The organism is Pseudochrobactrum asaccharolyticum, assembly GCF_003314995.1.
GTDB lineage: Bacteria > Pseudomonadota > Alphaproteobacteria > Rhizobiales > Rhizobiaceae > Pseudochrobactrum > Pseudochrobactrum asaccharolyticum.
The window spans coordinates 328312-343101 of record NZ_QNRH01000003.1 but is presented as its reverse complement, the minus strand read 5'-3'; the positions used below and the strand labels follow the sequence as shown (position 1 = coordinate 343101).

Sequence of the window (14790 nt, the reverse complement as noted above, 5' to 3'; positions counted from 1 at the left end):
TCAGGGCAAGTAAATCTTGTCGATTAACGCGTTTTCTTGATTTTTGAACCAACCCCGACATGCATTTATAAACAAGGCCGGAAATGGGTATCTCCGGCTTTGACGAACCTGCAAAGGTTCAGCAGTTTATAAGTCGGAGGGTAAGGCATAATGCGTAACGGGGGAGAGCTCCTTGTTGAAAGTCTGATCGCGCTTGGAGCACGCAAGAGTTTCGGTGTTCCGGGAGAAAGCTATCTGGCAGTGCTGGACGCACTTCACGACACCAAGGGCAAGCTGGATTATATCCTGTGCCGGAATGAAGGCGGTGCCGCCTTTATGGCTGCGGCCTATGGCAAGTTGACCAATACCCCCGGCATTTGCTTTGTTACCCGTGGCCCCGGTGCCACCAATGCTTCCATTGGCGTACATACGGCCATGCAGGACAGCGCACCGATGCTGCTGTTCATCGGTCAGGTCGGCACCGATATGACCGGTCGGGAAGCTTTTCAGGAGATCGACTACCGCGCCATGTTTGGTACAGTTGCCAAATGGGCAGTGCAGATCAATCAGGTCGAGCGTATTCCGGAAATTCTGGCACGCGCATGGACAGTGGCCACAACCGGTCGTCCGGGACCTGTCGTCATTGCACTGCCGGAAGATATGCTGACCAGCCTGACAGACAAATCACCTCTGACTGCACCGGCTAAAATCGCCTCCCCTGCCCCGCAGACAGAAACAATGGCGACAGCACAACAAATGCTGAAAGCCGCGAAAAAGCCGGTCATTCTGATGGGCGGCACCAACTGGTCAAAAACAGGTCGTGCGGCACTGCACAGCTTCGCTGAACAGTCCGATATTCCGGTGGTTGCAGCCTTCCGCTATCAGGATCAGTTTGACAATTTCTCTTCAGCCTTTGTCGGTGAAGCCGGTGTCGGCATGTTGCCCCATGTCAAAGCACTGATCCGTGATGCCGATCTTATTCTAGCAATCAATGTCCGTTTTGGTGAGATGACCACTGACGGCTATACATTGCTCAATGTACCGGTGCCGCAGCAGAAGCTGATCCATGTCCATCCGTCCGATGCGGAAATCGGCAAAATCTATGTACCCGATTTAGGTGTTCATGCCTGTCCGAACAGCTTTGCGCAGAGCCTGCAGCCGGTCAGCGGTGCATGGGCAGACTGGCGCAAAGCCGCTCGGGATGCCTATCTTGCCAGTTTTGATGCCCCTGCCCAGCCGTCACCGGTGGATATGGTTGCGGTTATGGCTTACTTGCGCGACCGCCTGCCGGAAGATGTGATCCTGACCAATGGCGCAGGCAATTTCACTGTCTGGCCGAATAAGTTTGCAAAATTCGGTACCAAAGCACGACTGCTCGCTCCGCAATCCGGTGCCATGGGCTATGGGGTTCCGGCAGCGATTGCCGCCAAAGTGGCAGAACCTGAGCGTATGGTCATCTGTTTTGCCGGTGACGGCGATTTCCAGATGAATTGTCAGGAACTCGGCTCTGCCATGCAGGCCGGTGCGCAACCGATCATCCTTATTCTCAATAACGGCATTTACGGCACCATCCGCGCCCATCAGGAAAAGCACTATCCGGCACGGGTCTCCGGCACCACTATGGAAAACCCGGACTTTGTGACACTGGCAAAATCCTACCGTTTCCATGCTGAGCGGGTCGAAACCACGGCAGATTTTGCAGCCGCTTTTGAACGTGCAGCAGAGTCTAAAACCGGTGCGGTTCTTGAACTGAACATTTCACCGGAAGCCCTTACACCCCGCCAGACATTAAGCCAGATGCGCGCTGCCGCATTGGCAGCGAAGGAAACGGCATGACATCCCGAAACGACATCCGGCTTGGTGCAGATATCGGCGGCACATTCACCGATATCGCACTGGATATGCGTGGAACGCTCTACTCCACCAAAGTTTTGACCAATTATACCGCGCCGGAGCAGGCTATTCTCGACGGTATCCGCATTGTCACGGAACAGGCAGGCATCAGCCCTGCTGAGCTCGATATTGTTATTCACGGCACCACACTGGCCACCAATGCGCTGATTGAACGACGCGGTGCCAAGACAGCTTTTGTGACCACTGAAGGCTATCGCGATGTGATCGAAATGCGCAGTGAAAACCGCTTCGAGCAATATGATCTCAACCTGAAACTCCCTGCCCCTCTGGTTGCGCGTGAACATCGTTTTACGGTCAAAGGCCGCATGAATGCTCAGGGTCAGGAATTGCAGCCGCTGGATGAGGCAAAACTGGAAGAAATCGCCAATGCGATTTCAGAAGGCGGTTTTGGTGCAGTCGCCATCGGCTTTATCCACTCTTACATGAATCCGGAGCATGAACGCCGTGCCCGTGCGATTTTGCAGCGCAAACTTTCTGTACCTATTTCCATTTCGGCGGAAGTCTCGCCGCAAATGCGCGAATTTGAACGCTTCAACACAGTTTGCGCAAATGCCTATGTGCGCCCGCAAATGGCTGATTATCTGGCTCGCCTGCAAGTACGGCTCAAAGAAATGGGTGCAACCTGCCCTGTCTTCATGATCCATTCCGGAGGCAGCCTGATTTCCGTTGATACAGCGTCTGAATTTCCGGTGCGTCTGGTGGAATCCGGCCCTGCGGGTGGTGCAATCTTTGCCGCTGATATTGCCCGTCGTTTTGGTATTGAGAATGTCGTTTCCTACGATATGGGCGGCACAACAGCCAAGATTTGCCTGATCGAAAATTTCGTTCCGAAAACCGCGCGTACTTTTGAAGTCGCCCGCACCTATCGCTTTTGCAAAGGTTCCGGTATGCCGATCTCCATTCCGGTGATCGAGATGATCGAAATCGGCGCAGGTGGCGGCTCCATTGCATGGGTGGACTCGATGGGTCGCATTCAGACCGGCCCAGAAAGCGCTGCCTCTGAGCCCGGCCCAGCCTGCTATCAGCGCGGTGGTGAGCGTCCTGCGATTACCGATGCCGATTTGATGCTGGGTAAACTTGATGCCGATAATTTCGCCGGTGGCGCGATTAAACTCTCGGTGCAAAATGCCGAAACGGCAATCAACAAAGATGTTGGTTCCAAACTCAATCTGAAGCCGCTCTCCGCTGCTTTCGGTATTAGCGAAGTGGTGGATGAAAATATGGCCAATGCCGCCCGTGTTCATGCGGTGGAAAACGGCAAAAACATCTCCGATAATATTATGATCGCCTTTGGCGGTGCCGCACCTTTGCATGCTGCCCGTCTCTGCGAAAAACTCGGTGTTGAGGAATGCCTCATCCCGCAGGGTGCCGGTGTCGGCTCTGCTATCGGCTTCCTCAAAGCACCGTTCGGCTATGAGGCTCTGGTTTCGCATCTGGCGAAGTTATCCGGCATTAATCTCGATGCGGTCAATGCCACGCTGGCAGATCTCAGCACCGCTGCTGAAAGCTTTGTGCGCAGCGGCACTAATGCGCCGCTGGAGCGCGAAGTTACTGCTTTCATGCGCTATGCCGGTCAGGGTTGGGAAATTCCCGTCACGGCACCACAGCCGCCATTCAACGATGAGGCGCTGGCGACAATCCGCGAGCGTTTCCTTGAGAATTATGCCCGCTTCTTTGGCCGTCCGATTGAAGGCGCGGAGATTGAAATCGTCACATGGTCGGTCAAAGTGGAAGTCAAACAAAACTTCACCCAAAGCGGCACTGTCAGCTATGGCGAACGCGTTGTCACCCCTGCCTTACAGCGCGATGTATTTGACCCGAGCAACGGCGCGATGTTGCCGACCGGCATTTTTGACCGTGGCACCTTACAGATCGGCGATCGTGTAGCGGGGCCAGCGATCATTACCGAGCGCGAAACCTCTACCATTGTGACCGCACCATTTGATGCGGTTATCCAGCATGACGGCACAATTCTGCTGGTGAAAAAAGGAAAATCCGCATGAGTGAACTGGATGAAATCCGCATGCAGGTCATGTGGAACCGCCTGATCTCCGTGGTGGAAGAACAGGCGTTGACGTTGCTGCGCACCGCTTTTTCCACTTCGGTGCGTGAAGCTGGCGATCTTTCTGCCGGTGTGTTTGATCCGCAAGGGCAAATGCTGGCACAGGCAGTGACCGGCACACCGGGTCATGTGAATACTATGGCCGAAGCGGTGCTGGAATTTATCAATGAAATTCCGCGTGATGACATGTTCGAGGGTGACACCTATGTCACCAATGATCCATGGAAAGGCACCGGCCATCTCCATGATATCACAATGGTTTCGCCGTCTTTCCTTAATGGCGAACTGGTCGCTTTCTTCGCCTGTACCGCCCATGTGGTCGATGTCGGCGGTCGTGGTTTCGGTGCAGATGGTAAATCTGTCTATGAAGAAGGCATTCAGATTCCGATCATGAAATTTGCCGAACGCGGCTTGGTCAATAAAGACCTGATCCGCATTCTGCGTGCCAATGTGCGCGAGCCTAATCAGGTGATCGGCGATTTCTACTCCCTCTCCGCCTGTAACGAAGTCGGCCATCGCCGTCTTGTCGATATGATGCGCGAGATCGGCCTGACATCGCTCGATAACCTGTCCGAATTTATCTTCTCGCGTACCACCAATGCCATGCGTGAGCGTCTTGCACAGTTTCCTGAAGGCTCGTGGTCAAATGAGCTGATGACAGACGGCTATGATGAGCCGATCCGTCTTGCAGCCGTTGTGGATATGAAAGACGGTCTGGTGAATGTGGATTTCACCGGCAGCGACCCGATGAGCCGCTGGGGTATCAATGTTCCGATTATTTATACCAAGGCCTATGCATCTTATGCGCTGAAATGCGTGCTGGCACCGGAAATTCCGAACAATGCTGCCTCGCTGGCTTTCTTCACCGTGTCATCCGAGACCAATATCCTTAACGCGCAACGCCCTGCACCGGTTAGTCTGCGCCATGTCATCGGTCATATGGTGCCGGATCTGGTGTTTGGTGCGCTTGCCAAGGCTTTGCCGGGTCAGATTATGGCTGAAGGTGCCGGTGCGCTGTGGAATATTCATATTTCCGTGCGCCCTGTAGCAGGACAAAGCGGACAGAATGCTGAAGTGCTGATGTTTAATTCCGGCGGCATGGGTGCGCGCCCTGCCCTTGATGGCTTGTCGGCAACCGCCTTCCCGTCCGGTGTCCACACAATGCCGATTGAAGCAACTGAACATACCGGCCCAGTGATTATCTGGCGCAAAGAATTACGACCAGATTCCGGCGGTGACGGTGAATTCCGTGGTGGTCTCGGACAAGTCATCGAAATCGGTGCGGCGGATAATCATGAATTTGATTTTTCCGCGATGTTTGACCGTGTTACACAAGCGCCGCGTGGCCGCAATGGCGGGCAAAACGGGACTGCAGGTTCTGTGAAACTCGATGACGGCACCGCAATGCGCTCTAAAGGCTGGCAACATGTGCCTGCAGGTAAAAGACTGGTGCTGAACCTGCCGGGCGGCGGCGGATATGGCGATCCCGCACAGCGCTGCGCGGCAGCCAAAGAGCAAGATAAAATTCAAGGTTATGTCACGGAGGAGAGACAATGACCTATATTTCTTCACGGCTGGCAGCGGTTAAACCGTCTGCCTCCATGGCCGTTTCACAAGCTGCCAAAGCACTGAGTGCCAAAGGCATTGATGTGATTGATCTGGGACTTGGCGAACCGGACTTTCCGACACCGGCGCATATTACCGAGGCTGCGTATCAGGCAGCCAAAGCCGGTGACACGCTCTATACAGCAGCGCTTGGCACATTGGCGCTGCGCAGGGCGATCGTCGCCAAATTTTCCCGCGAGAACGGGCTGGATTATACCAGCGATGAGATCATCGCTTCCAACGGTGCCAAGCAAATCATTTTCAATGCGCTGATGGCAACACTGGAAGACGACGACGAGGTTATTCTGCCGACACCGTATTTCGTGTCCTATCCGGAAATGGCGAAATTGCTCGGCGGCAAACCGGTGATTGCCCATTGCCGTGAAGAAGACGGGTTTCGTCTGACACCGGATATTCTGGAACAGGCAATTACACCTAAAACCAAATGGTTGTTCCTCAACTCCCCCGGCAATCCGTCCGGTGCAGTCTATGATGAAGCCAGCCTCAAGGCGCTCGGCGCGGTGCTGGAACGCTACCCGCATGTGCTGGTTCTGTCTGACGAAATTTATGAGCACATCATCTTTGACGGGCTGAAATTTATCTCTTTTGCCAAAGCCTGTCCGCAGCTTAAAGACCGTAGTCTGATCGTCAACGGCATGTCCAAAGCCTATGCGATGACCGGCTGGCGTGTCGGCTATGCCGCGGGCCCGCTGCCGCTGATCAAGGCCATGGCCACCGTGCAGAGCCAGTCGATTACATCCGTCTGCTCCATTGCACAGGCCGCCGGTGCAGCGGCACTTGAAGGCTCGCAGGATCATATCCGCACCTTCCGCGATGCATTTCAAAACCGCCGCGATCTGGTGGTTAAAGGCGTCAATACGATTGAAGGCCTGAGCCTGCGCGTGCCGGAAGGTGCGTTCTATGCCTTTATCAACTGTGCCGGTTTGATCGGCAAGCAATGTCCGGACGGCTCTGTACTGAATGATGATACGGCGGTTGCAAACTACCTGCTCAATGAAGGTCATGTCGCAGCTGTACCGGGTGCCGCTTATGGCATGTCGCCTTATTTCCGCATCTCAACAGCAACATCTGATGAGGTTCTGGGTGAAGCTATCAGACGCATCGCCGGTGCTGTTGCACGTCTGAAACCGGCATCAAAGGCATAAATCATGGATTTTGATACAATTCTTATCACCGGCGCTGCCGGAAGGCTCGGCACCGAACTGCGCCGCGGCTTGGCACCACTGGCACGTAAATTGCGCCTCACAGACCGCGTTGCGATCAATGATCTGCAGCCGAATGAAGAAGCGGTGATCTGCGATCTTGATGATGCCGATGCGATCATGAAATTGGCGGAAGGTGTAGATGTAATCCTGCATTTCGGCGGTGAGCCGCTGGAAGTGTCTTGGGAACGCATTCTGCGCTCCAATATTCATGGCAGCTATAATATTTATGAAGCCGCCCGCAAAAATGGCGTGAAGCGCGTGATCTATGCCTCCTCCGTCCATGCCATCGGCTATCATGAGCTGGAAACCCATATTGATGCAGATGCCCCGCACCGGCCTGACAGTTTCTATGGACTGTCCAAATGTTTTGTCGAAGACCTCGGACGGCTCTATTGGGATAAATTCGGCATAGAGACAGTCGCACTGCGGATTTTCTCGTCGTTCCCTGAACCAGCAGACCGTCGTATGTTGTGGTCGTGGCTGTCCTTTGATGATTGTGTGCGCCTCGTGTCCGCCGCCCTCACCGCCCCGCGCGTCGGCTTTACCGTCAGTTTCGGTATGTCGGATAACCGCGTATCACCAGTCGACAACAGCAAGGCAGGCCATCTCGGTTACCAGCCGCAGGATGATACGGAAAGCTATCGTACTGCTGTCGAAAGCCGCACTAAGCGCTCTGATCCTTATGCGCCTGCCACCCGCTATCTCGGTGGCTGGTTTGTCGATATCGGCCATCCTGATGATGAGGCAAAATCATGAAACCGCATTATGATGTTGTGATTATCGGCGGCGCGGTGATCGGTTCTTCGGTCGCTTATTTCCTGTCACAGAACCCTGACTTTGACGGCTCAATCCTCGTTGTGGAACGCGATCCCACCTATGTGCGCGCGGCCACATCACTGTCATCATCTTCGATCCGCAATCAGTTTTCCAATCCGATTAATGTGGAAATCAGTCGTTTCGGCACAGAATTTATCCGCAATTTTGCAGAAGTGATGCAGGTTGCCGGCGACAAGCCAGATCTGCAATTCCACGAAGGCGGTTATCTGTTCCTCGCCAATACGCCGGATCAGGTTCAGACTTTGCGCGAAAATCACGAAGTACAGATCGCCTGCGGTGCCGATGTGGTGCTGTGGGAACGTGAGGAACTGAGCCGTGCTTTCCCGCACCTCAATACGGGCGATATTCTGCTGGCCTCCTATGGCCGTTCCGGTGAAGGCTGGTTTAACAATACCGGTCTGATGTATGGCTTTAAGAACAAAGCCCGTGAGCTCGGTGCCGATTATATCACTGATGAGGTTATCGCCATTCAGCGGGATGGCAATCGCATCACCGGTGTGGAGCTGAAATCCGGCCAGACAATCTCAGCGGGTACGATCGTCAATGCGTCCGGTGTCAGTGCGGCTTTGACCGCACGTATGGCAGGGCTGGATGTGCCGATTGAACCGCGCAAACGCACCTTGTTTGTCTATGACTGCGCTCAGACGCCGGAAGGCAGTGCTACAGTCAATGGCGGTCGACTGCCGCTGATGATTGATCCGAGCGGTGTTTTCTGCCGCCCTGAAGGCCGTTTCTTCCTGACCGGTTGTCCGCCGGTAGAAGACCCTGCGGTCGACTGGGATGATTTCACGCCGCGTTATGAAGAGTTTGAAGAGATCATCTGGCCCGCTCTTGCAGAGCGATCACCGGCGTTCGAGGCGATCAAAGTCGTCAACCAATGGGCGGGGCATTATGACTTCAACGTGCTGGACCATAACCTGATTGTCGGTCGTCACCCTGAGGTGGAAAACTTCATCTATGCCAATGGTTTTTCCGGCCACGGCTTGCAGCAGGGTCCCGCAACAGGACGTGCTGTATCCGAGCTGATCACCTATAATGCGTTCCGCACGCTTGACCTCTCCGAAGTCGGCTATGAGCGCGTGATTGCCAATAAGCCTTTCCTTGAAAAGGCTGTGATTTGATATAAACCATAACAAGCATAAGGGAGAGCGGAGGCAGGCAATGCATATCAGTCAGGTCACGATCAAGATTGGTTACAGACCATGAATGACAGGGTACCGCGCCTTCCCCCGCTCAATGCTTTACGCGTCTTTCATGCAGTGATGCGCTATCGCAGTTTCCGCAAGGCGGCTGATGAATTATTTGTCAGTCCGCAAGCGGTCAGCCAGCAGATCAAATTGCTGGAAGACACGCTGGGGATTATGCTGTTTGACCGTAAAGGCCGCATGGTTGATCCGACAGAACAAGCCATTCTGCTTGCGCATTTTGTGCAAGCCGGTTTTGATGAATTTGCCGAAGGCGTGCGTCGCGTTACCAAGACCGGTCACCGCGACCGCATCAATGTCAATGCCAGTCCCTATTTCGCCACCCGCTATCTGATGGATCGCCTTGAGCAATTTCGCACCACTATGCCCGGTGTGGTCTTGCAGTTGACCACTATGGTGGAAATTCCTGATTTTGGCCGCGATGATATTGATGTCTCAGTTCAATGGGGTTTTGGCGAATGGGCGGAATTTGATCAGACATTGCTGGTACGTGACCCGAAAATTATCTGTTGTGCACCGGCGCTCGCACATCGGGTGCGCAAACCGGAGGATCTGCTGAGCATGACTTTGCTGCATCCGGTTCTAGCCACCAATCTATGGCAAAAAGTTCTGCGTCACCTTGATCTGCAGGATATTGAAGCCAAAGGTGATGTGCAGTTTCAGGATGCCGCTACCATGCGCCGCGCCACTCTGGCAGGTATGGGAATGGGGTTGGTTTCAGCCATTGATGCGATTGACGATTTGCGTCAGGGACGGCTGATTGCACCGCTTGGTATTGATGCTTTAAGCACCATGAAAGAAGAAGATATTCCGGGTTTTTATCTGGTTGTACCACGCGGCTACCGGCGTGTGAAAACCATTGCGGCTTTTTGCGACTGGATCAAAGGCGAAGACTGGTCAGCCATGCTGCGCCGTGAAATGGTTACCGACGACATCCCTTACACGATATAAAGAAGAACCTGACAATTGTGTCGCTTTGACCTGCCGGCAGCCATGCTGACAGGTATTGAAACACGTTTGTCTGGCAGGGATTTTCTCTGCAAACTCACTATCAAGAAAATCTTGTCGTTTAGCCACTTTTCTTGATTTGGTACGCGCGTCCTGCACGGCACACTGACCTCAGTACGGAACGGCGTAAACAATTGCAAAAATAAAAACAGCTTTGCCCGCCACCGCCGCTCCGAGGGGTAACACATTTCAGTGCCGTTCAGGTTTCATCCGGCGGCGGTGACGGAAAAGGCAATGCAGCAGACACAAAATAACATCAAACCACTGGTGCACGTGGAAGCGCTTGAGAAAAACTTCGGCTCACTCTCAGTTCTCAAGAGTGTTAGCCTGAGCGTGCAACCAGGCGGCGTATTGGCGATTATCGGCCCCAGCGGCTCCGGTAAAAGCACGTTGCTTCGTTGCCTCAACTATCTGGAAATACCGGATAAAGGCCGTATCACATTGGGTGATATGGAACTGATCGCTGAAAAGCATCCGTCCCAAAAGCAAATTCTCGATTTGCGCCGCTCGGCCGGTATGGTGTTTCAGTCCTTCAACCTGTTCCCGCATATGAGCGTGCTGGAAAACGTATCGCTCGCACAAAAACGTGTGCTTGGCCGTTCACAGCAAGAGGCTGATGAGCGCTCCATTGAACTGCTCAAACGTGTGGGCTTGGATTCCAAGGCAGCAGAATATCCGCACCGTTGCTCCGGCGGCCAGCAGCAACGTATCGCCATTGCCCGCGCGCTGGCGCTTAACCCGAAAATTATGCTGTTTGATGAACCTACCTCAGCACTTGACCCCGAACTTGGGTTAGAGGTTCTCGCTGTTATGCGTGAGCTGGCGCAAGATGGCATGACCATGATTGTCGTCACCCATGAAATGCATTTTGCCGAGAGCGTTTCCGACCATGTAATGATTATGGCCGATGGTAACATCATTGAATCCGGTATTAGTAAAGACGTTATGCGTGATCCGCAGACGGAGCGTGCACGCCGGTTTCTGCATGCGGTGAGAGATCGCTGATGCAGGACATAATTCTCAATATTATCAGAGGATTGCCGTCAACAATTGGTTTGACGATTGCAGCCCTGTCTATCGGTCTTGTTCTGGGCGTGCCATTGATGCTGGCGCGGATATCCAAACATTTCTGGTTGCGACTGACAGCAATGGCGCTGATTACTTTTGTCCGCAGCATTCCGCCGATTGTCTGGTTGTTTGTTATCTTTTTCGGGCTCGGCAGCGGTTATCTCCGTGTTGCCCCGTTCCCTGCCGCTGTTGTTGGTTTGGGACTGATTGCTTCCGCCTATATGGCGGAGATTTATCGCGGCGCGCTTTTATCCATCCATCGCGGCCAGTGGGAGGGCGCTGCAGCGCTCGGCATGCATCCTTTTCGTATGTGGATTGATGTGATCATGCCGCAGCTTATCCGCGTGGCACTGCCTGCAATGGCAACCTATGCCATTGGTCTTTTGAAAGACACGGCCATTGCCTCGACAATCGGTGTTTCCGAAATGACCTTCTATGCCAACCAGTCTTCTATGGCGACCTATCGCGGCCTTGAGGTCTTCAGCTTTGTTGCCCTGCTGTATATCGCGCTCAGCCTGCCGGTTGCATGGATGTCACGCAGTATAGATGCCCGCATGCGAAAGAAGGTGTCCCGATGATCACTGTTATCAGCGAACAATTGCATAACTGGCTGCCGCAGCTGCTCGGAGGCTTACGCATCAGCCTGATCGTCACCGGTATGAGCCTGCTGATTGGTATTCCGCTGGGCTTTTTTCTCTCGCTCGGTGTGATGTCCAAGATCAAGGCGACCCGCTGGGCGGCACTCACACTGGTCGAGGTGGGGCGTGGTGCACCCTCACTGGTTCTGTTGCAATTTGCCTATTTCGGCCTACCTTCCGCCGGTCTGACACTGACCTCATGGTCAGCGAGTATTCTGGCGCTGAGCTGGACGACCGGTGCTTACACCAGTGAAATCATCCGTGCCGGTCTGCAATCGGTGCCTGCAGGGCAGCGTGAAGCTGCCGAAGCCATTGGTCTGACAAAACTCGACATGATGCGCTTTATCGTCGTGCCGCAGGGATTACGCATTGCCATTCCGGCCTTGCTCGGTTTCGCAATCCTGATTTTTCAGACCACTTCGCTGTGTTTCGCCATTGCGCTGCCCGAACTGACAGCCCGCGCTTATGAAATCGGTACCAACTCATTCCAGTATCTGCCAGCTCTTGTTCTGGCCGGTCTTCTCTACCTGCTCATTTGTATTCCGGCGACAATGATCGTCGGTTTTATTGAAGCGCGTTCACACCATTAATTATAACACTAAAGGGGAAAATCATGAAAAAACATATCACTCTAACAATTGCTGCCGCTCTCGGCACCACTATGCTGGCCTCGGCAGCCTTTGCGCAGGATTGCAAACCGCTGCACAATATCACTACGGTGGAAGCCGGATATCTGACGATTGCCGCACCAACTTTCCCGCCTTTCTCCATTCCTAAAGGCGAGAGCGATCTGACCGGCGTTGACGGCGAAATCGTTAAAGAAATTGCGGCCAAAGAATGCCTCAAAATCAAAGTCGCAGCAGTAGAATATGCCACGGCTATTCCTTTTGTGGTCTCCGGCCGTGCAGATATTGCCATCGGCAATTATTACCGCACAGACGAGCGCCAGAAAGCGGTCAATCTTTCCGCTCCGCTTTATCTGGATGAGATGGGGCTCTATTCCAAAGAAGGCGTGACGACTGTCACTCAGCTTGAAGGACGCAATGTCGGTACCGTGCAGGGTTATCTCTGGGTTAATGAACTGAAAGCCGTTCTGGGTGACAAGCTCAGCCTTTATAACAACTATGTTGCGCTCTATCAGGATCTGGAAGCCGGACGTATTGAAATAGCAGTTGATGGCATTGCTGTCGGTACTGCTGCGCAGCAGGGCGGCGCTTTGAAGGGCATCCAGATCAAGGTTGCAGAAAAAGACGAGCGCGTACAAAGCTCTGTCTATCCGGCGCAGGCTGGTCTGCCGCTTTCCAAAAATAATCCGGACCTGCTGGTTGCCGCCGATGATGTTGTAAAAGAACTGCATAAATCCGGCCGTATGGTTGAAATCCTGAAAGAATTCGGCTTGTCGGATAGTGCCGCGGATGTCGGTGAACCCCGCCTGATCAAATAAGTTATGTCTGGGGATTACTGCTCTGCTTCATAAGCGGAGTGGTGATTGTAAACAGAGTTCAACTTCTCGTAAGAATCCGGATTGCTATGATCTTAACAATCCGGATTCTTCTTATTCACTGAACTGCGATTACCGGTGTCTATGATGGTGGGGTGAGGATGAAAATATCCCTCTTCTACTGTTGTCAGCAGATAAACCAACATTGATCTGGCCGAATATGTGGTTTGGCGATTGCTCATTTCGCAGGATATCTAATTGATCAGCCTCATATTCCTGATAGTGTTTTTCCCAACGTCCAGAATATCTGCCATCACTTACATAGTCGGATTAAAATTCACAATACGCTGATGGGCGGCTTTGTATCGCAGATATGCTGTTTCATACGCTGCTGTAAGCTGTTGCACAGGCTCGACGACACGGGCAATTTTTGGGGGCGTGCAAACGGCAACGGGGTCGAGATTATGGGCAGCGATCATGCCAAGGCGTGCAGCGCCAAAAGCTGCGCCGTAATCTCCGTCCTGCGGTACCTCAAGCGGAATACCTGAAATTGTAGCGATCGCAGACAACCAGTATAAGGATCGCGAACCACCGCCGATCGCAGTTGCCTGTGTAATCTCTGCACCAACGGCACGGAGAGCTTCAAGATTATCACGCACTGCAAAAGCTACGCCTTCAAGAACAGCCTGTGTGAGTGCCGGACGGTCACTTCCATGCCCCAGACCTATGAAACTACCGCGAAGTGCCGCGTCATTATGGGGGGTGCGTTCACCGGATAAATAGGGCAGAAAACTGACCCCGCCCGGTGCTTGCAAGGTTTCTCCCAGCTCTGAGATTAATTCAGGCGGTGTCTGGCCGCAGATTTTAGCAAACCAGTTCAAGGAATCTGTCGCCGATAAAATAACCCCCATTTGATGCCACATATCAGGCAATGCGTGACAAAAACTATGCACTGCACTCTCAGCATTAGGGCTATATTGCTGATTGGCAACGAAAACGACACCGGATGTCCCCAGCGAAATGAAGGCGCGGTTTGGAGCAACGGTTCCGACACCACAGGCAGAGGCAGCATTATCACCACCGCCACCAGCAATAATTGTACCTAGTGTCAGACCGAATTGTGATGCAATCTCGGGGCGTAAACGCCCCGCTTGCTCAGTGCCTTCAACCAAATCCGGCATCTGGGAAATATCCATATCCGTGGCAGAGAGCAGTTCAGCCGACCATCGGCGCTGCGCAGTATTCAGCCATGCTGTTCCGGATGAATCTGAGAAATCAGACAAGTATTCCCCGGTCAGCCAGAGCCGCAAATAGTCTTTAGGCAGCAGCACTTTATGGATTTTGGCGAAAATCTCCGGCTCGTTTTCTTTCACCCAGACGAGCTTGGGAACCGTAAAACCCGGAAAAACTATATTGCCGGAAATAGCACGAAACTGCGGATCGGCATCGAGCCTTGCCGCCTGAATATAACTGCGTGAATCATTCCACAAAATGGCAGGTCGTAAGACTTGTGCATGTTGATCCAACAGAACCGCACCATGCATCTGCCCAGACAGACCGATGCCTTTGACAGTAGCCATTTCCCTCGGATGGGAAGCTTTGAGTGCAAGCAAAGCCGTTTCAGCGGCCGCACACCAATCCTGAGGATTTTGCTCCGACCAGCCTGCATGAGGGCGCGCAACATGCAGATCTGCATGAGCAGAAGTGACAATGCCCTGATCATCATCAATGAGCAGCGCTTTAATACCTGAGGTGCCGAGATCAAGACCAAGATACATATCAAGCTTCTTTCCATGCTTTATGAAAA

12 protein-coding genes are annotated in these 14790 nt (G+C 53.2%); 11 read left to right on the top strand and 1 reads right to left on the bottom strand.

Annotation, left to right across the window (positions count from 1 at the left end; genetic code table 11):
- Positions 1 to 147: 147 nt before the first annotated feature.
- The 11 genes from DFR47_RS09935 (at position 148) to DFR47_RS09885 (ending at position 12986) form a co-directional block, all read left to right on the top strand.
- A complete protein-coding gene (locus tag DFR47_RS09935) occupies positions 148 to 1815 on the top strand; it encodes a thiamine pyrophosphate-dependent enzyme (protein ID WP_113944253.1) in 1668 nt (555 codons plus the stop codon).
- Positions 1812 to 3896, top strand: coding sequence for a hydantoinase/oxoprolinase family protein (locus tag DFR47_RS09930; protein ID WP_113944252.1), 2085 nt, complete (start codon positions 1812 to 1814; stop codon positions 3894 to 3896). The genes DFR47_RS09935 and DFR47_RS09930 overlap by 4 nt, the downstream gene beginning before the upstream one ends.
- Positions 3893 to 5512, top strand: a complete 1620-nt coding sequence (locus DFR47_RS09925; RefSeq protein ID WP_113944251.1) for a hydantoinase B/oxoprolinase family protein — start codon at positions 3893 to 3895, stop codon at positions 5510 to 5512. The genes DFR47_RS09930 and DFR47_RS09925 overlap by 4 nt, the downstream gene beginning before the upstream one ends.
- A complete protein-coding gene (locus DFR47_RS09920; protein WP_113944250.1) occupies positions 5509 to 6726 on the top strand; it encodes a pyridoxal phosphate-dependent aminotransferase in 1218 nt (405 codons plus the stop codon). The genes DFR47_RS09925 and DFR47_RS09920 overlap by 4 nt, the downstream gene beginning before the upstream one ends.
- The gene (locus DFR47_RS09915) at positions 6727 to 7542 is read left to right on the top strand and encodes an NAD-dependent epimerase/dehydratase family protein (RefSeq protein ID WP_374788380.1); all 816 of its coding nucleotides are present in this window, start codon (positions 6727 to 6729) and stop codon (positions 7540 to 7542) included. It begins immediately after the preceding gene.
- Complete coding sequence (locus DFR47_RS09910) at positions 7539 to 8744, top strand: NAD(P)/FAD-dependent oxidoreductase (protein ID WP_113944248.1); 1206 nt, start codon at positions 7539 to 7541, stop codon at positions 8742 to 8744. Before DFR47_RS09915 ends, DFR47_RS09910 begins: the two co-directional genes overlap by 4 nt.
- Positions 8745 to 8825: 81 nt before the next feature.
- Positions 8826 to 9779 (top strand): LysR substrate-binding domain-containing protein, encoded by a 954-nt coding sequence (locus tag DFR47_RS09905; RefSeq protein ID WP_113944247.1) that lies wholly within the window; start codon positions 8826 to 8828, stop codon positions 9777 to 9779.
- Positions 9780 to 10070: 291 nt separating this feature from the next.
- A complete protein-coding gene (locus DFR47_RS09900) occupies positions 10071 to 10841 on the top strand; it encodes an amino acid ABC transporter ATP-binding protein (protein WP_113944246.1) in 771 nt (256 codons plus the stop codon).
- Complete coding sequence (locus DFR47_RS09895) at positions 10841 to 11482, top strand: amino acid ABC transporter permease (RefSeq protein ID WP_113944245.1); 642 nt, start codon at positions 10841 to 10843, stop codon at positions 11480 to 11482. Before DFR47_RS09900 ends, DFR47_RS09895 begins: the two co-directional genes overlap by 1 nt.
- Entirely contained in the window at positions 11479 to 12132 is a 654-nt protein-coding gene (locus DFR47_RS09890; protein WP_113944244.1) for an amino acid ABC transporter permease, read from the top strand. The genes DFR47_RS09895 and DFR47_RS09890 overlap by 4 nt, the downstream gene beginning before the upstream one ends.
- Before the next feature lie 23 nt (positions 12133 to 12155).
- The gene (locus tag DFR47_RS09885) at positions 12156 to 12986 is read left to right on the top strand and encodes a substrate-binding periplasmic protein (RefSeq protein ID WP_210207291.1); all 831 of its coding nucleotides are present in this window, start codon (positions 12156 to 12158) and stop codon (positions 12984 to 12986) included.
- Between the two features lie 314 nt (positions 12987 to 13300).
- Here the strand turns inward: DFR47_RS09885 and xylB are convergent, their stop codons facing one another.
- Entirely contained in the window at positions 13301 to 14761 is a 1461-nt protein-coding gene (gene xylB / locus DFR47_RS09880) for a xylulokinase (protein ID WP_113944243.1), read from the bottom strand.
- Positions 14762 to 14790 lie beyond the last annotated feature (29 nt).